26 protein-coding genes are annotated in these 25891 nt (G+C 61.0%); 15 read left to right on the top strand and 11 right to left on the bottom strand.

The annotated features are described in order from the left end of the window. Positions 1-268: 268 nt before the first annotated feature. Entirely contained in the window at positions 269-2170 is a 1902-nt protein-coding gene (quiC, locus tag BLT00_RS20770) for a 3-dehydroshikimate dehydratase QuiC (RefSeq protein WP_092149912.1), read from the top strand. 103 nt (positions 2171-2273) lie between these two features. Further along, positions 2274-2951 carry a TetR/AcrR family transcriptional regulator gene (locus tag BLT00_RS20765; protein ID WP_063324270.1) on the top strand — a complete coding sequence of 226 codons (678 nt, stop codon included), beginning with the start codon at positions 2274-2276 and terminating at the stop codon, positions 2949-2951. Between the two features lie 117 nt (positions 2952-3068). Here the strand turns inward: BLT00_RS20765 and BLT00_RS20760 are convergent, their stop codons facing one another. The 4 genes from BLT00_RS20760 to BLT00_RS20745 all read right to left on the bottom strand — a co-directional run bounded on the left by BLT00_RS20760 (position 3069) and on the right by BLT00_RS20745 (position 7025). Next, the gene (locus BLT00_RS20760) at positions 3069-3920 is read right to left on the bottom strand and encodes a shikimate dehydrogenase (RefSeq protein WP_371856981.1); all 852 of its coding nucleotides are present in this window, start codon (positions 3918-3920) and stop codon (positions 3069-3071) included. A gap of 5 nt (positions 3921-3925) precedes the next feature. After that, the gene (gene aroQ / locus BLT00_RS20755; protein ID WP_003205806.1) at positions 3926-4366 is read right to left on the bottom strand and encodes a type II 3-dehydroquinate dehydratase; all 441 of its coding nucleotides are present in this window, start codon (positions 4364-4366) and stop codon (positions 3926-3928) included. A gap of 287 nt (positions 4367-4653) precedes the next feature. Further along, positions 4654-5733 carry a tRNA (uridine(54)-C5)-methyltransferase TrmA gene (gene trmA, locus BLT00_RS20750; RefSeq protein WP_092149906.1) on the bottom strand — a complete coding sequence of 360 codons (1080 nt, stop codon included), beginning with the start codon at positions 5731-5733 and terminating at the stop codon, positions 4654-4656. Further along, positions 5730-7025, bottom strand: a complete 1296-nt coding sequence (locus tag BLT00_RS20745) for an NCS2 family permease (RefSeq protein ID WP_092149903.1) — start codon at positions 7023-7025, stop codon at positions 5730-5732. Before BLT00_RS20745 ends, trmA begins: the two co-directional genes overlap by 4 nt. 204 nt (positions 7026-7229) lie before the next feature. Between BLT00_RS20745 and BLT00_RS20740 the strand changes: the two genes are divergently transcribed. Together BLT00_RS20740 and BLT00_RS20735 are read left to right on the top strand one after the other, a co-directional pair. Beyond that, a complete protein-coding gene (locus BLT00_RS20740; protein WP_092149900.1) occupies positions 7230-7685 on the top strand; it encodes a DUF4879 domain-containing protein in 456 nt (151 codons plus the stop codon). 78 nt (positions 7686-7763) lie between these two features. Further along, entirely contained in the window at positions 7764-8330 is a 567-nt protein-coding gene (locus BLT00_RS20735; RefSeq protein ID WP_092149897.1) for a DJ-1 family glyoxalase III, read from the top strand. Positions 8331-8336: 6 nt separating this feature from the next. On the opposite strand, the gene BLT00_RS20730 is transcribed toward BLT00_RS20735, so the two are convergent. Continuing rightward, positions 8337-8624: a HigA family addiction module antitoxin gene (locus BLT00_RS20730; RefSeq protein WP_092149894.1), complete on the bottom strand. Its 288-nt coding sequence runs from the start codon at positions 8622-8624 to the stop codon at positions 8337-8339. Between the two features lie 15 nt (positions 8625-8639). Further along, positions 8640-8918, bottom strand: coding sequence for a type II toxin-antitoxin system RelE/ParE family toxin (locus tag BLT00_RS32210; protein ID WP_092149892.1), 279 nt, complete (start codon positions 8916-8918; stop codon positions 8640-8642). Between BLT00_RS32210 and BLT00_RS20720 the strand changes: the two genes are divergently transcribed. Genes BLT00_RS20720 through BLT00_RS20710 form a run of 3 tightly spaced genes read left to right on the top strand, consistent with a single transcriptional unit; the run spans position 8917 to position 12637 of the window. Beyond that, a complete protein-coding gene (locus BLT00_RS20720; protein ID WP_092149889.1) occupies positions 8917-9438 on the top strand; it encodes a (2Fe-2S)-binding protein in 522 nt (173 codons plus the stop codon). The two genes, BLT00_RS32210 and BLT00_RS20720, sit on opposite strands and share 2 nt — an antisense overlap. After that, positions 9435-10436 carry an FAD binding domain-containing protein gene (locus tag BLT00_RS20715; RefSeq protein ID WP_092149886.1) on the top strand — a complete coding sequence of 334 codons (1002 nt, stop codon included), beginning with the start codon at positions 9435-9437 and terminating at the stop codon, positions 10434-10436. The genes BLT00_RS20720 and BLT00_RS20715 overlap by 4 nt, the downstream gene beginning before the upstream one ends. Next, on the top strand, positions 10436-12637 hold the full coding sequence (locus BLT00_RS20710) for a xanthine dehydrogenase family protein molybdopterin-binding subunit (protein WP_092149883.1): 2202 nt from the start codon (positions 10436-10438) through the stop codon (positions 12635-12637). The genes BLT00_RS20715 and BLT00_RS20710 overlap by 1 nt, the downstream gene beginning before the upstream one ends. Here BLT00_RS20710 and BLT00_RS20705 read toward each other — a convergent pair. Further along, positions 12634-13872 (bottom strand): MFS transporter, encoded by a 1239-nt coding sequence (locus BLT00_RS20705; RefSeq protein WP_092149880.1) that lies wholly within the window; start codon positions 13870-13872, stop codon positions 12634-12636. The two genes, BLT00_RS20710 and BLT00_RS20705, sit on opposite strands and share 4 nt — an antisense overlap. 507 nt (positions 13873-14379) lie before the next feature. On the opposite strand from BLT00_RS20705, the gene BLT00_RS20695 reads away from it, so the two are divergent. From BLT00_RS20695 to BLT00_RS20685, 3 genes are read left to right on the top strand one after another with little or no spacing between them, the layout of a single operon-like run. Continuing rightward, positions 14380-15816, top strand: a complete 1437-nt coding sequence (locus BLT00_RS20695) for a cytochrome ubiquinol oxidase subunit I (protein ID WP_092149874.1) — start codon at positions 14380-14382, stop codon at positions 15814-15816. A 3-nt stretch (positions 15817-15819) separates the two neighbouring features. Beyond that, complete coding sequence (cydB, locus tag BLT00_RS20690; protein WP_063324279.1) at positions 15820-16827, top strand: cytochrome d ubiquinol oxidase subunit II; 1008 nt, start codon at positions 15820-15822, stop codon at positions 16825-16827. 11 nt (positions 16828-16838) lie between these two features. After that, a complete protein-coding gene (locus BLT00_RS20685; protein WP_086936717.1) occupies positions 16839-17003 on the top strand; it encodes a DUF2474 domain-containing protein in 165 nt (54 codons plus the stop codon). A gap of 61 nt (positions 17004-17064) precedes the next feature. Here the strand turns inward: BLT00_RS20685 and BLT00_RS20680 are convergent, their stop codons facing one another. After that, positions 17065-18204: a methyltransferase gene (locus BLT00_RS20680; protein WP_092149872.1), complete on the bottom strand. Its 1140-nt coding sequence runs from the start codon at positions 18202-18204 to the stop codon at positions 17065-17067. Positions 18205-18386: 182 nt separating this feature from the next. Further along, the gene (locus tag BLT00_RS20675; protein ID WP_092149869.1) at positions 18387-19100 is read right to left on the bottom strand and encodes an autoinducer binding domain-containing protein; all 714 of its coding nucleotides are present in this window, start codon (positions 19098-19100) and stop codon (positions 18387-18389) included. A 291-nt stretch (positions 19101-19391) separates the two neighbouring features. Here BLT00_RS20675 and BLT00_RS20670 point away from each other — a divergent pair, with 291 nt between their 5' ends. Beyond that, positions 19392-20168 carry a ferredoxin--NADP reductase gene (locus BLT00_RS20670; RefSeq protein WP_092149866.1) on the top strand — a complete coding sequence of 259 codons (777 nt, stop codon included), beginning with the start codon at positions 19392-19394 and terminating at the stop codon, positions 20166-20168. A gap of 20 nt (positions 20169-20188) precedes the next feature. Here the strand turns inward: BLT00_RS20670 and mscL are convergent, their stop codons facing one another. Beyond that, positions 20189-20602, bottom strand: coding sequence for a large-conductance mechanosensitive channel protein MscL (mscL, locus tag BLT00_RS20665; RefSeq protein WP_003205779.1), 414 nt, complete (start codon positions 20600-20602; stop codon positions 20189-20191). A 282-nt stretch (positions 20603-20884) separates the two neighbouring features. Between mscL and katB the strand changes: the two genes are divergently transcribed. The 3 genes from katB (at position 20885) to radA (ending at position 24536) form a co-directional block, all read left to right on the top strand. After that, positions 20885-22426 (top strand): catalase KatB, encoded by a 1542-nt coding sequence (gene katB / locus BLT00_RS20660; protein WP_092149863.1) that lies wholly within the window; start codon positions 20885-20887, stop codon positions 22424-22426. Positions 22427-22597: 171 nt separating this feature from the next. After that, positions 22598-23125 carry an ankyrin repeat domain-containing protein gene (locus BLT00_RS20655; protein ID WP_256572345.1) on the top strand — a complete coding sequence of 176 codons (528 nt, stop codon included), beginning with the start codon at positions 22598-22600 and terminating at the stop codon, positions 23123-23125. 43 nt (positions 23126-23168) lie between these two features. Then, on the top strand, positions 23169-24536 hold the full coding sequence (gene radA / locus BLT00_RS20650; protein ID WP_092149799.1) for a DNA repair protein RadA: 1368 nt from the start codon (positions 23169-23171) through the stop codon (positions 24534-24536). 245 nt (positions 24537-24781) lie between these two features. Here the strand turns inward: radA and BLT00_RS20645 are convergent, their stop codons facing one another. Further along, positions 24782-25138 (bottom strand): PilZ domain-containing protein, encoded by a 357-nt coding sequence (locus tag BLT00_RS20645; protein ID WP_063324284.1) that lies wholly within the window; start codon positions 25136-25138, stop codon positions 24782-24784. A gap of 157 nt (positions 25139-25295) precedes the next feature. Here BLT00_RS20645 and BLT00_RS20640 point away from each other — a divergent pair. Further along, positions 25296-25891 (top strand): carbon starvation CstA family protein (locus BLT00_RS20640; protein ID WP_305883204.1); only part of this gene is annotated, 596 nt, incomplete at its 3' end.

Below are 25891 nucleotides of genomic sequence, written 5' to 3'. Positions count from 1 at the left end.
GGGTACCCGTTTTTGAAATTCTTATGGTCGGTCTGGGTCTGTCCATCGACGTCGGCGATCAGGGCTTGCGTCGATGTGGGGAGCGATGGTGCGCAGTGAGCAAAAAATCGTCAATTCGGCGATCGGCATTTTGTTCGATAATCGCCCAAAAAACTAACCGGATGGTACATATTGAATTGCTGAAAGAAACCGGCAGCTCAATAATCGGCTGACTCTTTAAAAAGCGGCGCACCTTTTGTAGCCGATGCCTGTCCCGGGAGCCGAAGTCATGCAGCGTTCCATTGCCACCGTGTCGTTGAGCGGTACCCTGCCGGAAAAACTCGAAGCCATTGCCGCCGCCGGTTTTGACGGGGTGGAAATCTTCGAGAACGACCTTCTCTATTACGATGGCAGCCCTCGGGAAATCAGGCAGATGTGCGCCGACCTGGGCATCGCCATCACCTTGTTCCAACCGTTTCGTGACTTCGAGGGCTGCCGCCGCGATCGCCTGTCGCGCAACCTGGAGCGGGCCGAACGCAAGTTCGACCTGATGCAGGAACTGGGCACCGACCTGGTGCTGGTGTGCAGCAATGCCTCGGCCGATAGCGTCGGCGATGAACGGATTCTCATCGATGACCTGCGCCTGCTGGCCGAACGCGCTGGCGCACGCGGCTTGCGTATCGGTTATGAAGCGCTGGCCTGGGGGCGGCACGTGAATACTTATCAACAGGTCTGGAACATCGTGCGTCAGGCCGATCACCCAAGCCTCGGGGTGTTGCTCGACAGCTTCCACACCTTGTCCCTCAAGGGCGATCCGAGCGCGATCGCCGAGATTCCCGGCGACAAGATTTTCTTCGTGCAAATGGCCGACGCGCCGATCCTGGCCATGGACGTCCTGGAGTGGAGCCGGCATTTCCGTTGTTTCCCGGGCCAGGGCGAGTTCGACTTGCCGGGTTTCCTGGCGCCGATCATCAAGAGTGGCTACACCGGACCGCTGTCGCTGGAAATCTTCAACGACGGTTTCCGCGCCGCGCCGCCACGGGCCAATGCCGCCGATGGCCTGCGCTCGCTGCTGTACCTGGAGGAGAAGACCCGCCAGCGCCTGGCTGCAGAAGCGCCCTCCATGCGCAATACCGACATCCTGTTCGCCACGCCGCCGGCCAGCGAATACGACGGCATCGAATTCCTTGAGTTTGCCGTGGACGATAGCCTCGGCGCCAAGCTGTCCCATTGGCTGGAGCGGCTAGGGTTCGTCAAGGCCGGCCAGCATCGCTCCAAGAATGTCAGCCTGCTGCGCCAGGGCGATATCAACCTGATTCTCAACAGCGAACCGTATTCGTTCGCCCACAATTTTTTCGAAGCCCACGGACCGTCGTTGTGCGCCACCGCGGTGCGGGTCAAAGACAGCGCCAGCGCCCTGGAGCGGGCCGTGGCCTACAAAGGCCAGCCCTATCGTGGGTTGGTAGGCCCCAATGAACTGGAGCTGGCGGCGGTGCGCGCACCGGATGGCAGCCTGATCTATCTGGTGGACCAGCAGGCGGATGTCTACGGCACTGATTTCAATCTGCAGCCGGGCGCGGTCATTGGGGCCGGGCTCAAGCGCATCGACCACATGGCGATGGCGCTGCCGGCCGACAGCCTCGACAGTTGGGTACTGTTCTACAAGAGCCTGCTGGATTTCGAGGCCGACGACGAAGTCGTCCTGCCCGACCCTTATGGCTTGGTAAAAAGCCGTGCGCTGCGCAGCCGCTGCAGTACGATCCGCTTGCCGCTGAACATTTCCGAGAACCGCAACACCGCGATCTCACACGCGCTGTCGAGTTATCGCGGCTCCGGCGTGCATCACATCGCCTTCGACTGCGACGACATCTTCGCTCAGGTCAGTCGTGCCAAAGAGGCGGGCGTACCGTTGCTGGACATTCCGCTCAATTACTACGACGACCTGGCGGCGCGTTTCGATTTCGATGACGAGTTCCTTAGCGAACTGGCCTATTTCAATGTGCTGTACGATCGCGACGTCCAGGGTGGCGAGCTGTTCCACGTTTACACCGAGCCGTTCGAAGGGCGGTTTTTCTTCGAGATCATCCAGCGCAAGAACGGCTACGTCGGTTATGGCGCCGCCAATGTCGCGGTGCGCCTGGCGGCCATGGCCAAGTCTCGCAGCGGTGGTTTGCGACACGCCAAGTTGTAGGGAAATCGTAAACGTGGCGGTAATGGGCCGTGTCGTGGCTTCCTTCAGTGCACGGTGCGGCCCATAATCGCCAGCCTGTGCAGTGATGGCCGTGAGCCCCGCAATGACTATGAATCCAGAGCTTTCCGCAGCCCTCGACGAACCCGTCGTCGCGCCGCGCAAGAGTCGCAAGAACAACCCGGAGAAGACCCGGGAGAACATTCTTCAGGAAGCCATCGTCGAGTTCGTCCAGCAAGGCCTGGCCGGTGCCCGGGTCGACGCCATCGCCGAGCGCATCCACACCTCAAAGCGCATGATCTACTACTACTTCGGCAGCAAGGAGCAGTTGTACGTCGAGGTGCTGGAAAAACTCTACGGTGATATCCGCACCACCGAGAGCCGCCTGCACCTGGCGGAACTGGCCCCGGTCGATGCGATTCGGCGCCTGGTGGAGTTCACCTTCGACCACCACGATCGCAATGTGGATTTCGTGCGCATCGTCTGCATCGAGAACATCCACAACGCCGAGTACGTGAAACAGTCCGGCGCGATCAAGGCGATGACCAACACCATCCTCGATTCCCTGGGCGTGATCCTGCGTCGCGGTGCCGAAGAGGGTGTGTTCCGTCCCGATCTGCAACCGCTGGATGTGCACTTGCTGATCAGTTCCTTCTGCTTTTACCGGGTGTCCAACCGCCAGACATTCGGTGAGATTTTTCAGATCGATTTGTCGGACGAAGCGATCAAGCAGCGGCATCGGCAGATGGTTTGTGAGTCGGTGTTGCGCTACCTACAGCCCTGAGCCGAACCGAATGTGGGAGCGGGCTTGCTCGCGAATGCGGTGTGTCAGTCGACAAATGTGTGACGGACAAACCGCATTCGCGAGCAAGCCCGCTCCCACAGGGATAATCCCCGGGCTTTAGTGATTCATGCTCTGGAAGTGTTCCAGCATCCGCTGTGCATCTGGCGCGACGCCGCTGAACAATTCAAACGCCTTCACCGCCTGGAACACCGCCATGTTGCCGCCATCCAGCGTGCGGCAGCCAAGGGCGCGGGCGTTGCGCAGCAGTTCGGTTTCCAAGGGAAAGTAAACGATTTCCGCCACCCACAATTGGCCGTGCAACAGCTCGACCGGCACCGGCATGCCCGGTAGTTTCGCCATGCCCATGGGCGTGGTGTTCACCAGGCCATCGGCCTCGGCCATGGCGGCGGACAGGTCATGCCCGGCCCGGGCACGACCAACGCCGAAGTGTTGGTTCAGGTTGTTGGCCAAGGCCTCGGCACGACTGACCTCGACGTCAAAAATGCTCAGCGTCTGTACGCCTTCTGCCAAAAGCGCGTGGGCAACCGCCGCGCCAGCGCCACCGGCGCCCATCTGTACCACGCGCCGACGCGCAACATCACCCAGGCCGCGGCGAAAACCCTCGGCGAACCCCAGGCAGTCGGTGTTGTGACCGATGCGCTTGCCATCCTTGAGCACCACGGTATTCACCGCGCCAATGCCCCGGGCCTCGGGCGACAGCTCATCGAGCAGCGGGATGATCGCCTGCTTGCAGGGAAAGGTGATGTTCAGGCCGGTAAAACTCATGCGCTCGGCGGCCTTGAGCAAATCGGCCAAGGCGCCGCTGTCGAGTTTCAGCGCATCGAGGTCGATCAGCCGATAGAGGTAACGCATGCCTTGGGCATCACCCTCATGCTCATGGAGTGCCGGCGTGCGAGAGGCCTGGATGCCCGCGCCGATCAGGCCGGCCAGCACAGTGATATTCGACATGCTCATCAACCCTTCAACCGTTGACTGAAATGTTCAAGGGCCAGGCGATAACCATGGCTGCCAAACCCGCACATCACGCCAATGGCGACGGATGAGACGAAGGAGTGATGACGGAAGGTTTCACGGGCGTGGACGTTGGACAGGTGGACTTCGATGACCGGTACTTCGCTGGCCACCAGGGCATCGCGGATCGCCACGGAGGTGTGGGTCCAGGCCGCCGGGTTGATGACGATACCGGCACACCGGCCACGGGCGCCGTGAATCCAGTCCAGCAGCTCGCCTTCCTGGTTGGTCTGGCGAAATTCCACCGCCAGGCCGAACTCTTCAGCGGCGCGGCCGCACAGTGCCGAGATGTCAGCCAGGGTTTCATGGCCATAAGTCGCCGGCTCGCGGGTGCCGAGCAGGTTCAGGTTCGGGCCGTTGAGCACCAGAACGATCGGAGGCATCGCAATTTCTCCACATTTTTATTGTTGGTGTCGGCCAGGTTTCAGCCGGTGGAGATAAATTGTACTAGATGGTTAATTTGGTCAAATAAAGCCGACGTCATTGGCCATTAAGTGTTCGATGATCGAACATGGACCTCACAGGTCGGTAATTTGGAGACGGAAACTGTGGCGAGGGAGCTTGCTCCCGCTCGGTTGCGCAGCAACCGCAAAAAGCTTGGGGCTGCTGCGCAGCCCAGCGGGAGCAAGCTCCCTCGCCACAGGGTAATCCTTCACCCCAAAAGGAGGGCTTACCGCCGAGTCAGCAACACCCCGGACTCCATATGATGGGTCCAAGGGAATTGATCGAACAACGCGCAACGCGTAATGCGGTGAGTGTCGTGCAGTTGCGCGATGTTGGCCGCGAGGGTTTCGGGATTGCAGGAAATGTACAGGATGTTGTCAAAACGCCGGGTCAGCTCGCAGGTGTCCGGGTCCATGCCGGCGCGAGGCGGGTCGACGAAGACGCTGCCGAATTCGTAGCTTTTGAGGTCGATGCCATGCAAACGACGGAACGGCCGGACTTCGTTCAGGGCTTCGGTCAGCTCTTCGGCGGACAGGCGCACCAGCGTGACGTTATCCACCGCGTTTTCGCTGAGGTTGCTCAGCGCGGCGTTCACCGAGGTCTTGCTGATCTCGGTGGCCAGCACTTTGCGCACACGGGTGGCCAAGGGCAGGGTGAAGTTGCCGTTGCCGCAATACAACTCCAGCAGATCGTCGCTGCGATCGCCCAGCGCCTCGTAGGCCCAGTTGAGCATCTTCTGGTTCACCGTGCCATTGGGCTGGGTGAAGGCGCCTTCGGGCTGGCGATAGCTGAAGGTACGACCGCCCACTTCGAGTTTCTCCACCACGTAGTCATGGCCGATCACTTCGCGCTTGCCCTTGGAGCGGCCAATGATGCTCACGCCCAGGTCGCTCGCCAGCTTCGAGGCGGCGGTGTGCCAATGCTCGTCCAGCGGGCGGTGATAACACAGGGTGATCATCGCATCGCCGGCCAGGGTGGTCAGGAACTCCACCTGGAACAGCTTGTGGCTCAGGGGCGCGCTGGCTTGCCAGGCGGCCTTGAGTTGCGGCATCAACTGGTTGATGCGCAGGCTGGCAATGGGGAATTGCTCGATGAGGATCGGCGTGCGCTTGTCGTCCTGGGAGAACATTGCGTAATGCCGTTCGCCGGCCTCGCGCCACAGGCGGAATTCGGCGCGCAGACGGAAGTGCTCCAGCGGCGAATCGAACACCGCAGGTTCTGGTGCATCGAACGGCGCCAACAGGTCACGCAAGCGGGTGACCTTGTCCTGGAGCTGAGCGGTGTAGGCGTGGGAATCAAAAGTCATGCGTTGAACCAACCCAACTTGATCACGAACAGGATCGACAGGATGACCAGCGCCGGGTTCAACTCACGGCCACGGCCGGACACCAGTTTGATGGCGGTCCAAGCGATGAAACCGAAGGCGATGCCGTTGGCGATGGAATAGGTGAACGGCATCGCCAGGGCGGTGATCACCACGGGGGCGGCCACGGTGATATCGTCCCAATCGATTTCCGCCAGGCCCGAAGTCATCAGCACGGCGACGAACAGCAAGGCCGGCGCGGTGGCGAAGGCCGGGACGCTGGCGGCCAGTGGCGAGAAGAACAGCGCCAGCAGGAACAGGATCGCCACGATGACGGCTGTCAGGCCGGTGCGCCCACCCGCGCTGACACCCGCTGCCGATTCGATGTAGCTGGTGGTGGTGGACGTGCCCAGCAGCGAACCGGCCATGGCGGCGGTGCTGTCGGCGATCAACGCACGGCCCATCTTCGGCATGTGCCCGTCCTTGCCCATCAGCCCGGCGCGCTTGGCGACGCCGATCAACGTGCCGGAGTTGTCGAACAGGTCGACGAACAGGAAGGCGAAGATCACACTCACCAAGCCGATGTCCAGGGCGCCCTTGATGTCCAATTGCAGGAAGGTCGGGGCCAGGGACGGTGGCATGGAGATCACGCCGCCGAACGGCGTGAATCCCATCAGGATCGACACGATGGTGACCGCCAGGATGCCGATCAGCACCGCTCCACGCACTTTCAGCGCTTCGAGGCCGACGATCAGGACGAAGCCGAGGGTCGCGAGGATCGGCGCCGGTTGCTTCAAGTCGCCGAGGCCGACCATGGTCGCCGGGTTTTTCACCACGATGCCGGCGTTGTTCAGGGCGATTAGCGCCAGGAACAGGCCGATGCCAGCGGCAATGGCCGAGCGCAGCGGCAGCGGGATGCTATTGATGATCCATTCGCGGATACGAAAGATCGACAATATGAAGAACAGTACGGCGGAGATGAACACTGCGCCCAGCGCCACTTGCCAGGTGTGGCCCATGTGCAGGACCACGGTGTAGGTAAAGAAGGCATTCAGGCCCATGCCCGGTGCGAGGGCGATCGGGTAGTTGGCGATCAGGCCCATGACCGTGGAGCCAATGGCCGCTGCCAGGCAGGTGGCGACGAACACCGCGCCCTTGTCCATGCCGGTTTCACCGAGGATGCTCGGGTTGACGAACAGAATGTAGGCCATGGCCAGGAAGGTCGTGACGCCCGCCAGGATCTCGGTCCGCACGTTGGTGTTATGTGCCTTGAGTTGAAACAGCCTTTCCAGCATGTCTGCTCCCCGTGGCGCGCCCGGCGCCGTGAATGTATCGACCTCAACAGCAAAGCACAGGTCGCCAGCGGCGCCCGGGAATTTTCTGCGGGTCGGAAAAAGCCGCGCATCATACCAGCAGCGTAGCGTTGTGGCTGCGATCGTCGTCGATGTTTTGCCAACGCGCCAAGTGGGCCATACTGCGCGCGGTTCCGGGAGGTCTCTATGTATTGCATGAATAAAAAGCTGCTGGCGGCGGTGGGTTGCATGCTGGGTTGGTGGTCGTCCGGACAGGCCGCCAATGCCGCGTCGGCGCCGCCTTTGAGCGAGGTCAAGGTGCTCAAGGTCGAATCGCCGGCCTGTGGCTTCGAAGATATCGCGCCAGGGCAGGCGCAGACCCGTTGCGATCACAGCGGGCCAAATATCAAGGTCTACGTGCTGGAGGTCGGCTACGGTCGGCAGCCCAATGTCACGCTGGACGGTTTCGAGGTCGATGGCACTCGCTCGCCGGTGTGTGCGTACAGCAATGGCAATCTCAACGATTGTTCGGCCCAGACCAGAATCGTCGGCTATTTGTACATCTTCGATCTGAAGGGCAAGCAGGAAGGCACCTTCAACTTCAGCAACATTTCGATCAATGCACCGGGCAATCGGATGTCGGCCCAGCTGTACATTAAATGACCTCTCGGCATGACAAGCTGAACGCGGCCCGGCAAACCTGACTAGGCTTCAGGAACCACCCCATCGGAGAGCGCGCCCATGATGCCTGGAACCAAGCTGCCTCGAGCCCTGATTACGGTCGCCGAAGGTGTCGATGACCTGCAGACAGTCACCCTGATCGACGTGCTGCGTCGAGCCCAGATCGAAGTGGTGGTGGCAAGCATCGAAGGGCGGCGGATGCTCACCTGTGCCCGCGGCACGCGCCTGACCGCCGATGGTATGTTGGTGGACATGCTTGTGCAGGATTTCGACCTGATCGTTCTGCCCGGCGGCATCATCGGTGCCCAACACCTGGCAAACCATCAGCCGCTGCAACAGCTGGTCAAGGACCAGGCCGCCACCGGACGGTTTTTCGCCGCCATCGCCGAAGCCCCGGCCCTGGCGCTACAGGCCTTTGGCGTCCTGCGCCAGCGGCGCATGACCTGCCTGCCGGCGGTGAGCCAGCAACTGTCTGGTTGCAGCTTTGTCGATCAACCCGTGGTGGTGGATGGCAACTGCATCACGGCCCAGGGTTCGGCCGCCGCCCTGGCATTTGCCTTGACGTTGGTGGAACAACTCAGTGGCAAGGGCGTGAGGAGCGTGGTGGCGGCGGAGTTGCTGGCCTGACGGACATCAAGCGTGTTGTGGGAAAGGTTCAATCACAGGCTGCACGCGCTGCTCGGCTTGCCACAAATCGTAATCGGTCTGGACGCCCAGCCAGACCCTGGCCTTGCCGATCCCGGCACGCTCCAGGCGCACAGCCAGGTCGGGGCTGACGGGCGCATGACCATGCAAGATCCGGGAAAGATGAGGCCGGGCGAAACCCAGGTGTCGCGCCAGTTCGGTGACGGTGATACCCAGTTCGGGCAGCACGTCCAACCGCAAGGTTTCGCCTGGGTGTGGCGGATTGTGCATGGGCATGTTCCAGCCTCCTGATCAGTGGTAGTCCAGATAATCGACCAGTTCGATATCGGACCCGATGAAGCGAAAAATGATTCGCCAGTTTCCCATGGGATCGAGTGTAAGGCGATACATTACACTTGATGCGGTATTTTTATACCGCACATGCCAGGCGAATCTGTGCATCCTGCGGTTTACAAGGCTTTGTGGAGCGTCGAAATTGCCTTGAACGCTCACCCCCACCCTGAAGTCGTACCCCTTATGACGGCGGTTTTCCAAAACGCCGCGAGTACGACCAACCGTGAGGTGTTCCATGAGCGCGACCCTGTCCGAAGCGACGCAGGCGTCCTTCGTCCGTCATCCGATCCATCTGACACTCAATGGCCAGGTGCATGAACTGCAGGTGTTGCCCTGGACTACCTTGCTGGACCTGCTGCGTGAGCAACTGGACCTGGTGGGCAGCAAGAAAGGCTGCGACCACGGCCAATGCGGCGCCTGTACGGTGTTGCGCGATGGCAAGCGGATCAATGCCTGCCTGACCTTGGCGGTGATGTGCGACGGCGCCGAGTTGACCACCATCGAAGGCCTTGCCGGTGACGACGGATTGCATCCCATGCAGCAGGCGTTCATCACCCATGACGCGTTCCAGTGCGGCTATTGCACGCCGGGGCAGATCTGCTCGGCGGTGGGCTTGGCCAACGAGGGCCGGGCGCAGACCCGTGGGCAGATCAGCGAGTTGATGAGCGGCAACCTGTGCCGCTGCGGCGCCTACACCAACATTCGCGATGCCATTGAAGAGGCTCTGCCACTTTGCCGGCAGGGAGGTGATCAATGAATCCCTTCCAATACAGCAAGCCCGACACCGTGCAGGCGGCCGTCGATCTGTCGAGCCCGGTTTCCCGCTTCATCGCCGGCGGCACCAACCTGCTGGACCTGATGAAGGAAAACATCACCCGTCCCGAGCACCTGATCGACATCACCGGGTTGCCCCTGGCGGACCTCAGTGAAACCCCTTCCGGCGGGGTGATGATCGGTGCGCTGGTGAGCAATGCCGACCTGGCCTGGCACCCGTGGATCGAGCGCCGCTATCCGCTGCTGGCCCAGGCCATCCTGGCGGGTGCCTCGCCGCAACTGCGCAACATGGCCAGCACCGGCGGCAACCTGCTGCAACGCACCCGCTGCTATTACTTCTATGACGCGAGCGTACCGTGCAACAAACGCCGGCCCGGCAGCGGTTGCCCGGCCCGGAGCGGTTTGAACCGGATCCACGCGATTTTCGGTGCCAGCGATCAATGTGTCGCCACCCACCCCTCCGACATGTGCGTGGCCTTGGCCGCTCTGGAGGCGGTGGTCCATGTCCTGGGCCGGGGCGGGGCGCGGACCATCGAGTTCGCCGACTTCCATCGCCTGCCCGGCGACGCCCCGGAACGGGACAATCAACTGGCCGACGATGAGCTGATCACCGCTATCGAATTGCCTGCCGCCGGTTTTGCCGAGCATAGCCACTACTTGAAGATCCGTGACCGCGCCTCCTACGCGTTTGCGCTGGTCTCGGTGGCGGCGGCGCTGGAACTGGATGGGCCGGTGATTCGCCAGGCGCGCCTGGCCCTGGGAGGTGTGGCGCACAAACCGTGGCGCGACCGGGCCGTGGAGAGTTGGCTGACCGGGCAGGCCGTCAGCCGCGAAACCTTTACCGCCGCTGCCGACGCGCTGCTGCAAAACGCCGAGCCGCTGGAGCACAACGGCTTCAAAGTCAGACTGGCGCGCCGGGCGATTGTCCGTGCCTTGAGTGACGCCGCATTGGGTTGCGCACCCCAGGGAGGTCACGCCTGATGAACGCTCCGAGCAAATCCATAGGGCAACCCCTCGACCGGGTCGACGGCCTGCTCAAGGTGACGGGCCAGGCCCGTTACGCCGCTGAATACCCCGAGGACGGCTTGCTGCACGGCAGCGTCGTCTCCGGTACGGTCGCCCGTGGTCGCGTAGTGCGCATCGATGCGTCCCGAGCCCTGGCACTGCCCGGCGTAGTCGCGGTCATCGACCACACCAACAGGCCGAGGATCGCCAGCTACGACGAGCCCTACCTGGATGCCGATGCGGCGGACGGCTCGCCGTTCCGGCCGTTGTACAACGACCAAGTGCTTTACAGCGGCCAGCCGCTGGCTCTGGTGGTGGCGGAAAACCTTGAGCTGGCCCGGTATGCCGGTTCGCTGGTTGAAATCGAATACGACGCCGAGGCGCATCGGACCGATCTGATCACCTTGCAATATGACGCCCATCCGGCACCGGCCGAACTGCCCAAGCCTCGTGGGAATTTTCAGGGCGAGTACGCCAGCTCCGCGCTCAGCGTGGATGTGTCCTACAGCACGCCGATTGAACACCACAACCCCATGGAGCCACATGCCTCCACCGTGCTGTATCAGCCTGACGGCACCCTGCACATCCACGACAAGACCCAAGGCTCGCAGAACTGCCAGGCCTATGTGCAAAAGGTCTTCGGTCTGGAGCAAGAACAGGTGCGGGTGTTTGCCGCGTTTGTCGGCGGCGCCTTCGGTTCCGGGCTGCGCCCGCAATATCAATTGCCGTTGGCCGTGATGGCGGCACTGGCCCTCAAGCGCTCGGTGCGGGTCAGCCTGACGCGCCAGCAGATGTTCACCTTTGGCTATCGGCCGCGAACCCTCCAGCGCGTGCAACTGGGGGCGGCGGCCAACGGTCGCTTGCTGGCTGTGGCGCACAGCGCTATCGGCCAGACCTCGCGCTTCGAGGATTTCACCGAGCATGTGGTGGAGTGGAGCGGCATGCTCTATCACTGCGACAACGTCGAGCTGACTTACAAACTGGTGCCGCTGGACGTCTACACACCCTTGGACATGCGCGCCCCCGGTGCCGCCCTCGGCTTGATTGGCCTGGAGTGCGCCATGGATGAACTGGCCTGTGCCCTGGCGATCGATCCGATCCAGCTGCGCTTGATCAACTACGCCGAACGCAACGAGAACGAAGGCAAGCCGTATTCCAGCAAGGAACTGCGTGAGTGCTATGCCCAAGGTGCCCATCGTTTCGGCTGGGACAAGCGCAACCCGGAACCGCGCAGCATGCGTGAAGGCCGGCAACTGGTGGGTTGGGGCATGGCCGGTGGTGTGTGGGAAGCCATGCAGCAGAAGGCCAGCGCCCAGGCGTCGCTGGACACCCATGGCAAGCTGACTGTCAGCAGCGCCACCACTGACATCGGCACCGGGACCTACACGGTCATGACCCAGATCGCTGCCGAGGCGTCAGGCGTTTCCCTTGAGGACGTCACGTTTGTCCTGGGGGATTCGTCGTTGCCCACCGCGCCGCTGCAGGGCGGCTCGTTCACCGTATCGTCGGTAGGCACCGCCGTACAGCAGGCCTGTGAAGCACTGAAGGAAAAACTCCTGGCCGTGGCCCGCCAGGCATGTCCGGCCTTCAGTGGCGCGACCCTTGAGCAAGTGACGTTTGTCGATGGTCAGCTGCGGCTCGGCGAAGCGAGCGTTGCGCTCGCGGAGCTGGCGCAGAAAAGCGGCGAGACGCCGTTGCAAGCCCAGGTCACTGCCGAGCCGGATGCAAAACGCCAGGCCTACGCCACGGCCACTCACTCGGCGGTGTTTGTCGAGGTGCTGGTGGACGAAGACCTGGGGGCGGTGAAGGTCAATCGTGTGGTCAGCGCCATCGCCGCCGGCCGGGTCATCAACCCGAAAACCGCCCGCAGCCAGATTCTCGGTGGCGTGGTGTGGGGCGTCGGCATGGCCTTGCACGAAGAAACCTTGACGGACCACGCCCTGGGTCGCCACATGAACCACAACCTGGCCGAGTATCACCTGCCGGTTAACGCCGACATTGGCGACATTGAGGTGATTTTCGTCGAGGAACATGACGAGATCGTCAATGCGCTCGGGTCCAAGGGCGTCGGCGAAATCGGCGTCGTCGGGGTGGCCGCGGCGGTGGCCAATGCGATTTACCACGCCACCGGCAAGCGGGTGCGGGACTTTCCCATCACCCTCGACAAGTTGCTCTAGGCTTTTGCTTCATCCACGGGTTCGTGCATCCGGTCACGGTTGGCCAGGGTCGGGAACAGCTTGATCCAGGTCCCGGTCACCAGCAGCGTACCGACGCCGCCCATGACCACCGCCGGCACCGTGCCGAACCAGTGGGCGGTGAGGCCGGATTCGAACTCGCCCAACTGGTTCGAGGCGCCGATGAACAGCCCGTTCACCGCGCTGACCCGGCCGCGCATTTCATCCGGTGTTTCCAGTTGTACGAAGGAGGCGCGGATCACCATGCTGATCATGTCCGCCGCGCCCAGCACCACCAGCACCGCCAGGGAAAACCAGAACGAGGTGGAGAGGCCGAAAGCAATGGTGGCGACGCCAAACACGCCTACAGCCGTGAACATCACCCGGCCGACTTTGCGCTCCACGGCAAACCGCGCCAGCCACAGCGACATCAGCAAGGCCCCGACCGCCGGTGCCGACCGCAACAGACCCAGGCCCCAGGGGCCGGTGAGCAGGATGTCCTTGGCAAACACCGGCAGCAACGCCGTCGCGCCGCCGAGCAACACCGCGAACAGGTCCAGGGAGATCGCCCCGAGAATGTCCGGGCGACTGCGGATGAAGCGAATCCCGGCCAACAACGAATCCAGCGTTGCCTTGCCTTTGTTCAGTGGCGTCTGCCGGGCCGGCAGGTTGAGCATCAGGCAGCAGGCGATGATGTAGAGCAGCACCGTCGGCCCATAGACCCAGACACTGCCAAAGGCATAGAGCAAGCCGCCGAGCGCCGGGGCGACGATGGTGGCCGACTGCTGGGCCGATTGCGCGGCGGCCACGGCACGGGGAAACAGCGCAGCCGGCACGATGCTCGGCAGCAGCGCCTGGGTGGTGGGCATTTCGAAGGAGCGGGCGGCGCCCAGCAGGAAGGCGAGGATGAAGATCATCTCCCGCGTGACGTTGTCAGTGGCGCTGCCGATCACCAGCGCCAAGGCAATCATCGCCTGCAATGTCTGGCAGATGGCCGCCACCTTGCGGCGGTCATAACGGTCGGCCACATGCCCGGTGTGGAGCATGAACAGCACGCGCGGGGCAAATTCCACCAACCCCACCAGGCCAAGGTCCAGGACGTTGCCGGTCAGTTGATAGAGGTTCCAGCCGATGGCCACGGTGAGCATCTGGAAGCCGCTGGCGGTGAATATCCGGGCCAGCCAGAAGGCGATGAAGGGACGATGGTGACGGAGCAGCAGCGGCGCTTGGCTGGGCATCTAGGGCGGGTCCGGTGAGGAAGGCCACGCGATTATCGCCGAGCTGTAACTGGAAATTACGTCGGGCGGAAAAAATAGTTAGCCAAACATCTACTTTCGCCTGTGGACTTTTCAGGTCAAGGGCATCACGGACACCTGTGGCGAGGGAGCTTGCTCCCGCTGGGTTGCGAAGCAGCCCCAGGATTTTTTGCGGTCGCTGCGCAACCGAGCGGGAGCAAGCTCCCTCGCCACGGGTCCTGTGTACTCTGGAACGTTATGGATCGATCTGAGACAACCTGTCACGCGACAAACGACCACGCCGTTCATCGACGAGAATGCGGCTACTCTTTGAGCATTGCTTGATCCAGATCAATGCCTTTCGGGGCCTTGGGTTGGCGGCCATCCGGCCAGCGTCCTGCGTTGTGACGGTTTTAAAAAAAGAACGATTTGAAAAGCATCGCACTCCATATCCCTGGAGGCTGGTGCAAGCCCCGCCCGCAGCCGGTTTTACCTGACAGAGGAAGACTTATGTTCGGTTTGGAGGCGCTCGATCTCGCCCGAATCCAGTTCGCGTTCACCATCTCGTTCCACATCCTGTTCCCGGCCATCACCATCGGCCTGGCGAGTTACCTGGCGGTACTCGAAGGCTTGTGGCTCAAGACCCGCGATGACACCTACCGCGACCTGTACCACTTCTGGTCGAAGATATTTGCCGTCAACTTCGGCATGGGCGTGGTGTCCGGGTTGGTCATGGCCTATCAGTTCGGCACCAACTGGAGCCGTTTCTCGGACTTCGCCGGTGCGGTGACCGGGCCGTTGCTGACCTACGAGGTGCTCACGGCGTTTTTCCTCGAGGCGGGTTTCCTGGGCGTGATGCTGTTCGGCTGGAATCGCGTCGGCCGCGGTTTGCATTTCTTTTCCACGGTCATGGTGGCGATCGGCACCTTGATCTCGACCTTCTGGATCCTGTCCTCCAATAGCTGGATGCAAACCCCCCAGGGTTACGAAATCATCGACGGCCGGGTGATCCCGGTGGACTGGCTGGCGGTGGTGTTCAACCCTTCGTTTCCTTATCGATTGCTGCACATGTCCACGGCGGCGTTCGTGGCCACAGCGTTCTTCGTTGGCTCGTCGGCGGCCTGGCATTTGCTGCGCGGTCGCGATACCCCGGCCATCCGCCGGATGCTGTCGATGGCGATGTGGATGGCCTTGCTGGTGGCGCCGATACAGGCGGTCATCGGCGACTTCCATGGCCTGAACACCCTCAAGCATCAACCGGCGAAAATCGCCGCCATCGAAGGCCACTGGGAAAACGTCGGTAATGAACCGACCCCGCTGATCCTGTTCGGCTGGCCCGACATGCAAGCGGAAAAAACCAAGTACGCCGTGGAAATTCCTTACCTGGGCAGCCTGATCCTGACCCACAGCCTGGACAAGCAGGTGCCGGCCCTCAAGGAATTCCCGCCTGAGGACCGACCGAACTCGACCATCGTGTTCTGGTCGTTCCGGGTCATGGTCGGCCTCGGCTTGCTGATGATTTTCACTGGGCTGTGCAGCCTGTGGCTGCGCCGCAACGATCGGATCTATCAATCCCGGCCGTTTCTCTACATGGTGCTGTGGATGGGGCCGTCCGGTCTGGTCGCGATCCTGGCCGGCTGGTTTACCACGGAGATCGGCCGCCAGCCGTGGGTGGTCTATGGCTTGATGCGCACGGCCGATGCTTCGTCCGGCCACAGCTTCGCGCAGATGAGCATCACCCTGGTGCTGTTCGTCGTGGTGTATTTCGCGCTGTTCGGCGCAGGTTTGAGCTACATGATGCGTCTGGTGCGCAAGGGGCCGGAGGCCCACGAAACCGAGCCGAGCGACGGTGGCCCGGGTCAGAAACGTACGCCGGCCCGGCCATTGTCGGCCGCCGATGACGGCGACGACATGGACCATAACCAACGCTCGAACAAGGGGAATTGAATCATGGGTATTGATCTTCCGCTGATCTGGGCCGTGGTCATCATCTTCGGCATCATGATGTACGTGATCATGGACGGCTTCGACCTGGGGATCGGCATTCTCTTCCCCTTCGTCAAGGGCGAGCGCGATCGCGACGTGATGATGAACACCGTGGCACCGGTCTGGGACGGTAACGAAACCTGGCTGGTGCTGGGCGGTGCCGGGCTGTTCGGAGCGTTTCCGCTGGCCTACTCGGTGGTGCTTTCGGCGCTGTACCTGCCGTTGATCCTGATGCTCATCGGCCTGATCTTCCGCGGCGTGGCCTTCGAATTCCGCTTCAAGGCCAAGGCTGAGAAGCGTCACCTCTGGGATAAGGCATTCATTGGTGGCTCGCTGACGGCCACCTTCTTCCAGGGTGTGGCGCTGGGGGCGTTCATCGACGGATTCGAGGTGGTCAATCGCCAGTTCGTCGGCGGCTCCCTGGGCTGGTTCACGCCATTCGCGATGTTCTGTGGCCTGGCGTTGATCGCCGCCTATGCGCTGCTCGGCTGCACTTGGTTGATCATGAAGACCGAGGGCAAATTGCAAGAACAGATGCATGACTTGGCCCGGCCGCTGGCGTTCGTGGTGCTGGCGGTGATCGGCATCGTCAGCATCTGGACGCCGCTGGCCCATGCGGACATCGCGGCCCGCTGGTTCACCCTGCCGAACCTGTTCTGGTTCCTGCCGGTGCCGATCCTGGTGCTGGTGACCCTGTACGGACTGTTCCGCGCCGTGGCGCGCAACGCCAACTACACGCCCTTCATCCTGACCCTGGTGCTGATCTTCCTCGGCTACAGCGGCTTGGGCATCAGCCTGTGGCCGAACATCGTGCCGCCGTCCATCTCGATCTGGGACGCTTCGTCACCGCCCCAGAGCCAGGGTTTCATGTTGGTAGGCACACTGTTCATCATTCCGTTGATCCTGGTGTACACCTTCTGGAGTTACTACGTGTTCCGCGGCAAGGTGACCCATGACGACGGTTACCATTGAGGGCGTCGAGCATGGGCAAACCTGACTTGAAAGACATCGAGGCCGCCGAGCGCAAGCCACTCTGGCAGCGGCTCGGTTGGCTGGCGCTGATCTGGGCCGGCAGTGTGCTGGCGCTGTTCATCGTCGCCAGCCTGATGCGGATGTTCATGAATGCCGCGGGCCTGACCACTCACTGATTGCCCTGTGGGAGCCGAGGTGCTTGCATCGCGAGCAAGCTTTGCTTGCGCAGGGGACGATTTATTTGCGGGCTTTGAGGATCACGAACTTCGGCGTGGCGGCCACTTGCTCGACACCACGGAACAATCGCGCCAGTTTGCTGTGGTAACCCAGGTGCCGGTTGCCGACGATGTACAGCGCGCCGCCCACCACCAGTGCTTCGCGAGCCTGCTGGAACATCCGCCAGGCGAGGAAATCGCCCACCACTTGCTGTTGGTGGAAGGGCGGATTGCACAGCACCACGTCCAGTGACTGCGCCTCTTGTCCGGCCAGGCCATCACCGGCCCGCAGGGTCACTTCGCGCTCGCCCAGGGCCGCCCGCCAATTCTCGGCGGCCGATTGCACGGCCATATACGACTCGTCCACCAGGGTGTAATGGGCCTCGGGGTTTTGCAGGGCACTGGCGATGGCCAGCACACCGTTGCCGCACCCCAAGTCCGCGACCCGGGCCGTCCCGAGGTTTTTCGGCAGATGTGGCAGGAACGCGCGGGTGCCGATGTCCAGGCCTTCGCGGCAGAACACATTGGCGTGGTTGAGCAGCTCGATCTTGGGCTCGTCCAGCCAGTAACGCGTGGGGTAGGGCGATACGATCGGCGCACTGCCTTGTGAAGCGCCGGGTTGTGGCGTAGCAATCAACAGCCGCGCTTTTTTTACCGCCAGGGAGGCCTGCACCGGGCCGATATACCGCTCCAATAAATCGCCAGCGGCCCGGGGCAGGTGCTTGATCATGGCCCCGGCGATCACCTGGGCACCTGGTGGCAGTTGGCCTTGCAGGCGAATCAGCTGTTCCTCCAGCAGGGCCAGGGTTTTTGGTACTTTGACCAGGACACGATCGAATGGGCCAGTCAGTGGCGCGCTGGCGGGCAACGTCGGCACCGCATCGAAGGGGCGGCCGTTGCGCACCAGGTTTTTCTCCAGTGCTTGCAACGCGAGGAAGGAATCACCGCTGCTGGTGACATCGACCTTGCCGGCCAAGCTGGCCGCCAGGGCACCGAAGCCATCATTGAGCACCAGGACCCGAGTCTGCTCGCTTGGCTGTTGTTCGGCCAGGTACGCGAGCAGGTATTCATCGGCCGCATCGAAGGCTTGCAGTGGTTCGTTCTGCTGTTCGGGTTGGCGGATCAGGTCGAGTTGGGCGAAGGGGCTGTCGAGCAGGGGCATGGCTGGGGACTCTGGAAATCAACGAATGTCCCGCTGCCTGGAGGTAGGTGTCTGTGCGGGACCGCCTGAATGAACGGCGTCGCGTGCAGGAAGCGGCATCATTCAAGTGGGACCGTAAATGGTACGTTTTTTTGTTGCACATTACTCGCGGGTTTTTCAGCCGGGTGGTGTCACTCCACTGTTCAGATCACATGGATTTGGGCTGCTTTTGCCACCGCTGAAATTTTATTGCTGACGTTCAGTTTTCGCATGCAACTGCATACATGGAAATTCACGGTTCGTTCGGAAAGACAGAGAATCCTGCCCACTTCCGACGCGGTCTTGCCTTCGGCAGACCACCTCAACACTTCGATCTCCCTGGGTGACAGGTGGCATTTGGGCTGGACTGCCAGGGCGTCAGACAGTTTTTTGCTGGCGAGTGCGTGCAGCTTTTGACTGGCGAAGATGGCGTAGCCGAGATTTGCATAGTGCTCCTCGATATCAATGGGACAATGGGACCGAGCCAGGCTGAACAGGCTGCAACGTGCCCCTTTGTCATCATGAACGGCTTGGGTCCAGCCATACTTGAGTCCCTGTCGATTAAGTTCTCTCCATAACTTGGGGGCTTGAGCAAAAACAGTCTCATCCCACAAGATGGGGAGCGGTGATTGATTGCAATGTGCTACTAATGGATCGTTCGACGCATAGCCATTTTGTTCATAAAGTCTGTCCCATCCATAAGGGTAGTTATTCAGGTTCACCTTGCTAGTGTGCTTGTCGGGGCTTCCTAGATAGGTTGCAAATGCGCAATATTCAAATCCCTGATTGTTAAAGAAATTCAGGACCAGACGATAGGCCGTCTGCAGGTCCTTCTCGTAGGATAACTTCCTCAATAACAAGTCCTTCCACTTGTCCATCGCTCTCTCCTGGGTTTGATTCGTCCATGCGGATCCAATCCATGATGCGAAATTTGAGTGTAGGACTATTCTTAATTGGTAGTGAGTTTTTTTTAGTTTGCTTACATTTTGAAATGTTTAAGAAGCTAAACTTTTTAGTTGGTTTTTTACAGTTTTGTGAGTTTTGTATAAGTTAAGTAAAAGATTTTGATGGTCAGACGCTGTTTGTGGCTAAAGTGCCATTACTCGTCATCGGTGGTGAAGACGCTCGCTTTGCGGGACACTGCAAGTCTTGTCCCATTGGAGTGGCTCATGACCGACAGCGCAGAGAAGTTCACCCGCCAAACCCTGCTCGATGTCCAGCCGTTGACGTCTCATTTGTTTACTTTGCGCACGACCCGGGATCGAGGCTTTCGCTTTCGGGCGGGTCAGTTTGCCCGGCTGGGGGTCGTCAGGGCGGACGGAACCACCGTCTGGCGGGCGTATTCCATGGTGTCTTCGCCGTTCGACGAGTTCCTCGAATTCTTTTCCATCGTGGTTCCCGATGGCGAGTTCACCAGTGAGCTCAGCCGCCTGCAGCCGGGTGACGAACTGTTGGTGGATCGCCAGGCTTTCGGCTACCTGACGCTGGATCGCTTTGTCGATGGTCGGGATTTGTGGTTGCTGTCTACTGGGACGGGTGTGGCGCCGTTTCTTTCTATCCTCCAGGATTTCGAGGCCTGGGAAAAATTCGAGCGGATCATCCTGGTGTACAGCGTGCGCGAGGCGCAGGAGCTGGCGTATCAGGCGCTGATCAAGGAACTGCCCCAGCGCGACTACCTGGCCGAGTACGCTCACAAGTTTCGTTTCATTGCGACCGTCACCCGTGAGCAGCATCCGGGGGCGCTCAATGGGCGGATCACCACGCTGATCGAAAATGGCGAGCTGGAGCGGGCGGCCGGCGCAGCGCTGGCGCCGGAGCATTCGCGAGTGATGCTGTGCGGCAATCCGCAGATGATTGATGACACGCGCAAGTTGCTCAAGGCCAGGGGGCTGCAACTGAGCCTGACCCGTCGGCCGGGCCAGGTGGCGGTGGAAAACTACTGGTAGTCTGTCAGTGACTGACTGCCTCAGGGCCGCTCGTTCTGGGCCTTGAGCAGATCGCGAATCTCACTCAGCAGCAGTTCTTCCTTGGTCGGGACAGGAGGCGCGCTGGGGGCTACGGCTTCTTCGCGCTTGAGGCGGTTGATCGCCTTGACGCCCATGAAAATGGCGAACGCCACGATGATGAAGTCGATGGTGCTCTGGATGAATTTACCGTAGGCCAGTACCACGGCGGGCGCATCACCCTGGGCGGCCTTGAGGGTGATGGCCAGGTCACTGAAATCCACTCCACCAATCAGCAGGCCGATGGGAGGCATGACCACGTCGCCAACGAATGACGAAACGATTTTGCCGAAAGCGGCACCGATGATGATCCCGACGGCCATGTCGACGACATTGCCTTTGACCGCGAAGGCCTTGAACTCGCTTAGCACGCCCATGAGCTATTCCTTGTAACAAATGAAAGATGACTGGCAGTGTAAATCAGCCCAACGAGTCCTGCTCGAAACGCCTGCCTACAAAGCTTCAATTATCGACCTGGTCCTGGGTGAAAAGTTTTCAAAGTGCCATCAATCGCGCGTGATACGCGGTTTCAGCCTGGCACCCCACAACGTTTTTTCTATCGACGCGGTACGGCATTTCTATTTAGGTTTTCCTTTTTCGGGCACTAGCCTCTGGATGGCGCACATGGATGCGCTCTATCCCATCAGAGGAACACGCCTATGAACACTTCCCTTGGCCACGGGGCTTATTCCCATCGCCGCGCTTTTTTTGTGCTGACCGCGAGCCTTTTGTCCTTGTCTGTCAACGCGGCCACCCTGACCCGGGACAACGGCGCGGCTGTCGGCGACAACCAGAACTCGCAAACGGCAGGCCCCAACGGCCCGACCTTGCTGCAAGACGTGCAGTTGATCCAGAAGCTCCAGCGCTTTGACCGTGAGCGCATTCCCGAGCGCGTGGTGCATGCCCGCGGGACCGGCGCCCACGGTACCTTCACGGTTTCCGACGATCTCAGCGATCTGACCAAGGCCAAGGTCTTTGCCGCAGGCCAGGTCACGCCAGTGTTCGTACGTTTTTCTGCCGTGGTGCACGGTAATCATTCGCCGGAAACCCTGCGCGACCCCCGTGGTTTCGCCACGAAGTTCTACACCGCCGACGGTAATTGGGACTTGGTAGGTAACAACTTTCCGACCTTCTTCATCCGCGATGCCATCAAGTTTCCGGACATGGTCCACGCCTTCAAACCCGACCCTCGGACCAATCTGGACGATGATTCACGTCGCTTCGATTTCTTCTCCCATGTTCCAGAATCGACCCGCACCCTGACCGAGTTGTATTCCAACTCCGGGACACCGGCCAGTTACCGCGAGATGGACGGTAACGGTGTACATGCCTACAAACTGGTTAACGCCAAGGGTGAAGTTCACTACGTGAAGTTTCATTGGAAAAGTTTGCAGGGCCTGAAAAATCTCGATCCGAAAGAAGTTGTGAAAGTTCAGGGTCAAGATTACAGCCATATGACAAATGATCTGGTGAATCATATTAATAAGGGCGACTTCCCGAAGTGGGACTTGTACGTCCAGGTGCTCAATCCACAGGACCTTGCCAAGTTTGACTTCGACCCACTGGACGCGACCAAGATCTGGCCGGGTGTGCCTGAGCGCAAAGTCGGGCAAATGGTCTTGAACCGCAATCCGGCGAATGTCTTCCAGGAAACCGAGCAGGTGGCGATGGCGCCAGCGAATCTGGTGCCAGGCATCGAGCCTTCCGAGGACCGCCTGCTCCAGGGACGGGTGTTTTCCTATGCCGATACGCAGATGTACCGCATAGGCGCCAATGCCCTGCAACTGCCGATCAATGCCCCCAAAGTGGCGGTGAACAACGGTAACCAGGACGGCGCGATGAACCCAGGCAGCACCAGCACCGGCGTGAATTATCAGCCGAGCCGCCTGACGCCGCGTGAAGAACCGCAATCGGCACGCTACAGCCAGGCCGCGCTGAGCGGTAGCACCCAGCAGGCGAAGATCCAGCGTGAGCAGAACTTCAAGCAGGCCGGTGATTTGTATCGTTCGTTCAGCAAGAAAGAGCGTGATGACCTGATCGACAGCTTCGGCGGCTCTTTGGCGACCACCGATGACGAGAGCAAGCACATCATCCTGTCGTTCCTCTACAAGGCTGACCCTGAGTACGGCACCGGCGTGGCTCGTGTCGCCAAAGGTGACTTGGCCCGGGTCAAGGCTCTGGCGGAAAAACTGAGCGACTGACCACCGCCGGCAGGTGCACAACCTGTGGGAGCAAAGCTTGCTCGCGAAGCAGGCGCAGGGGGCTGAAACCAGACTGCGTTGTCTGCATCGCGGGCAAGCCTTGCTCCCACAACCATGGCCCTGCAGTCATATGCCAGAGGAGACGTCACGATGGGTAAATTACTTTTATCGATGCTTGCGATCTGGTCTGTCAGTGTACTGGCCGATCAACCAATGCCCACGGAGCCGGCTGCGGTCCAGGAACAGTTGCAAAACTATTACTTCGACGCCGCTCGCCGCGGCGATGTGCCGATGCTCGAGACTTTTATCGAGGCCGGTTATTCGCTCAATACCCAGGATGAAAAGGGCTACACCGCGCTGATCTTGGCGGCTTATCACGGCCACGGCCCAGCGGTGGAGCGGCTGCTGGCCGCTGGCGCCGATGCCTGTGCCCAGGACAAACGCGGTAACACGGCGCTGATGGGGGCGATTTTCAAGGGTGAAGTGCAGATTGCGCGTCGTTTGCTGTCCACCGATTGCAGCCCGGACCAACGTAACGGTGCCGGGCAGACCGCGGCGATGTACGCCGGTCTGTTCAAGCGTGATGAATTGCTCGATGCCTTGAAGGCCAAGGGGGCGGATCTGCAGGCCCAGGACCCGTTGGGCAATACCCCGGTGGGGCTGGCGAAGGGTGAAATCAGAATGCCGGCCCCGCGCTAGCCACTGCCTGGGCTATCATCGCGGTTTTTCTCCGGGAGTTCAGATGGCCAAGGCAAAGCGCATGTACGGCTGCACCGAGTGCGGCTCGACCTTTCCCAAATGGGCCGGCCAGTGCAGCGAATGCGGGGCCTGGAATACCCTGACCGAAACCATGGTGGAAAGCGGCGGTGCGGCGGCACCCACCGGTCGCACGGGCTGGGCCGGCCAGCAGGCGCAGATCAAGACCCTGGCCGAAGTCAGCGTTGAGGAAATCCCGCGTTTCTCCACCGCGTCCGGTGAACTGGACCGCGTGCTCGGCGGCGGCCTGGTAGACGGTTCGGTGGTGCTGATCGGCGGCGATCCGGGCATCGGCAAGTCCACCATCTTGTTGCAAACCTTGTGCAACCTCGCCACCCGCATGCCGGCGCTGTACGTCACTGGCGAAGAATCCCAGCAACAGGTCGCCATGCGCGCCCGGCGCCTGTGCTTGCCCCAGGACCAGTTGCGGGTCATGACCGAGACCTGCATCGAGACCATCATCGCCACGGCGCGCCTGGAAAAACCCAAGGTGATGGTGATCGACTCGATCCAGACCATTTTTACCGAACAGCTGCAATCGGCCCCGGGCGGCGTGTCCCAGGTGCGCGAAAGCGCGGCGTTGCTGGTGCGCTACGCCAAGCAGAGCGGCACGGCGATTTTCCTGGTAGGCCACGTCACCAAGGAAGGCGCACTGGCGGGACCACGTGTGCTGGAACACATGGTCGATACCGTGTTGTATTTCGAAGGCGAATCCGACGGACGCCTGCGTTTGCTGCGAGCGGTGAAGAACCGCTTTGGCGCTGTCAACGAACTGGGTGTGTTCGGCATGACCGACAGGGGTCTTAAAGAAGTCTCCAACCCTTCGGCGATCTTTCTGACGCGTGCCCAGGAAGAAGTCCCTGGTAGCGTGGTCATGGCAACGTGGGAAGGCACCCGGCCGATGCTGGTCGAAGTGCAAGCGCTGGTGGACGACAGCCACCTGGCGAACCCGCGCCGGGTCACCTTGGGCCTGGACCAGAATCGGCTCGCGATGCTGTTGGCCGTCCTGCATCGACACGGTGGGATTCCGACTCACGACCAGGACGTTTTTCTCAACGTGGTCGGTGGGGTCAAGGTACTGGAGACCGCCTCCGACCTGGCGCTGATGGCGGCGGTCATGTCCAGCCTGCGCAACCGGCCGCTGCCCCATGATCTACTGGTTTTCGGTGAAGTGGGGTTGTCGGGGGAAGTACGGCCGGTGCCCAGTGGCCAGGAGCGGCTCAAGGAAGCGGCCAAGCACGGCTTCAAGCGCGCCATCGTGCCCAAGGGCAATGCGCCGAAGGAAGCACCACCGGGGTTGCAGATCATTGCCGTGACGCGCCTGGAACAGGCGTTGGATGCGTTGTTCGAATAACCCTAAAGGCTGTACAAAATCCTTTGTGGAGAATGGACTTATCTGTGGCGAGGGGATTTATCCCCGTTGGGCTGCGCAGCAGCCCTAAAACCTAACAACTCGGTGTGTCAGGTACCGACCGTTCCCACGCGTGGGAATGCATCCCGTGACGCTTTGCGTCACACTCCAGAATCGGAACGCGGAGCGTCCCTGGCGGCATTCCCACGCAGAGCGTGGGAACGATCAAACAAGGGATCGGCGTTGATTCAGATATGGATCAACGCCGCCAACTCCCGCTCCAACTCGTCCTGGTCGCCCACGTTCAGCGCTACCAGCCGGCGTAGGTGTGCGATGGAGTCCAGGTCAATGTGCTCGCAGGCGAAGCCCAGGTGACCATGGTCATCATGGGCCAAACGAACTTCCATTTTGATCTCAGCATCAGGGCTCAAATGAATATCGGCCATGAAGGGTCGCTCGATATCGCCAAGCCAGGGTTCGGGTTTCTTGATCAGCAACCCCTTCAGGGACAGATCCAGCAACTCTACCGGCCAGATGAACGGGCCCTGGCTCAGCTCGGTCCTGGCATTGAAGTCAACTCGTACGAAGCGGCGACGTTCGCTCATTACGCATTCCCTCTGGAGATTCACTGACTATAGACCCAACTGACGGGGCATCGTCACCGTTCGGCCGCCGACAGACGAATGTCGGGTATGGCCTTTGCCCGGGTTAGCGCTAAACTCCAATGGCTGTCTTTCTTGTCACCCTGGCTGGAATATAAAAATGAAAAACAATAATAGCCTGCTGCGCCATCTACCCTGGCTACTGCTGGCCGTCGTAGGAGCGTGCGCCCTGGGCGTCGTGGCATTGCGTCGAGGCGAGGCGATCAACGCCTTGTGGATCGTCGTCGCAGCCGTGGCCATCTACCTGGTCGCCTACCGCTACTACAGCCTCTTCATCGCCAACAACGTGATGCAACTCGATGCGCGCCGGGCCACCCCTGCCGTGCTCAACAACGATGGCCTGGACTACGTCCCGACCAACAAACACATTCTCTTCGGCCACCACTTCGCGGCCATTGCCGGCGCGGGGCCGCTGGTCGGGCCGGTGCTGGCGGCGCAGATGGGCTACCTGCCCGGTACGCTGTGGCTGATCGCCGGCGTGGTGCTGGCCGGTGCGGTGCAGGACTTCATGGTCCTGTTCCTGTCCACCCGCCGCAACGGTCGGTCCCTGGGTGACATGGTCCGGGAAGAAATGGGCCGTGTCCCTGGCACCATCGCTCTGTTCGGCTGCTTCCTGATCATGATCATCATCCTCGCGGTGTTGGCGCTGATCGTGGTCAAGGCCCTGGCCGAGAGCCCGTGGGGCATCTTCACGGT

The organism is Pseudomonas sp. NFACC51 (assembly GCF_900103575.1).
Taxonomy (GTDB): domain Bacteria; phylum Pseudomonadota; class Gammaproteobacteria; order Pseudomonadales; family Pseudomonadaceae; genus Aquipseudomonas; species Aquipseudomonas fluorescens_Q.
Note: the sequence above shows the minus strand (reverse complement) of the source record. Positions and strands in the feature narration are given on the sequence as shown.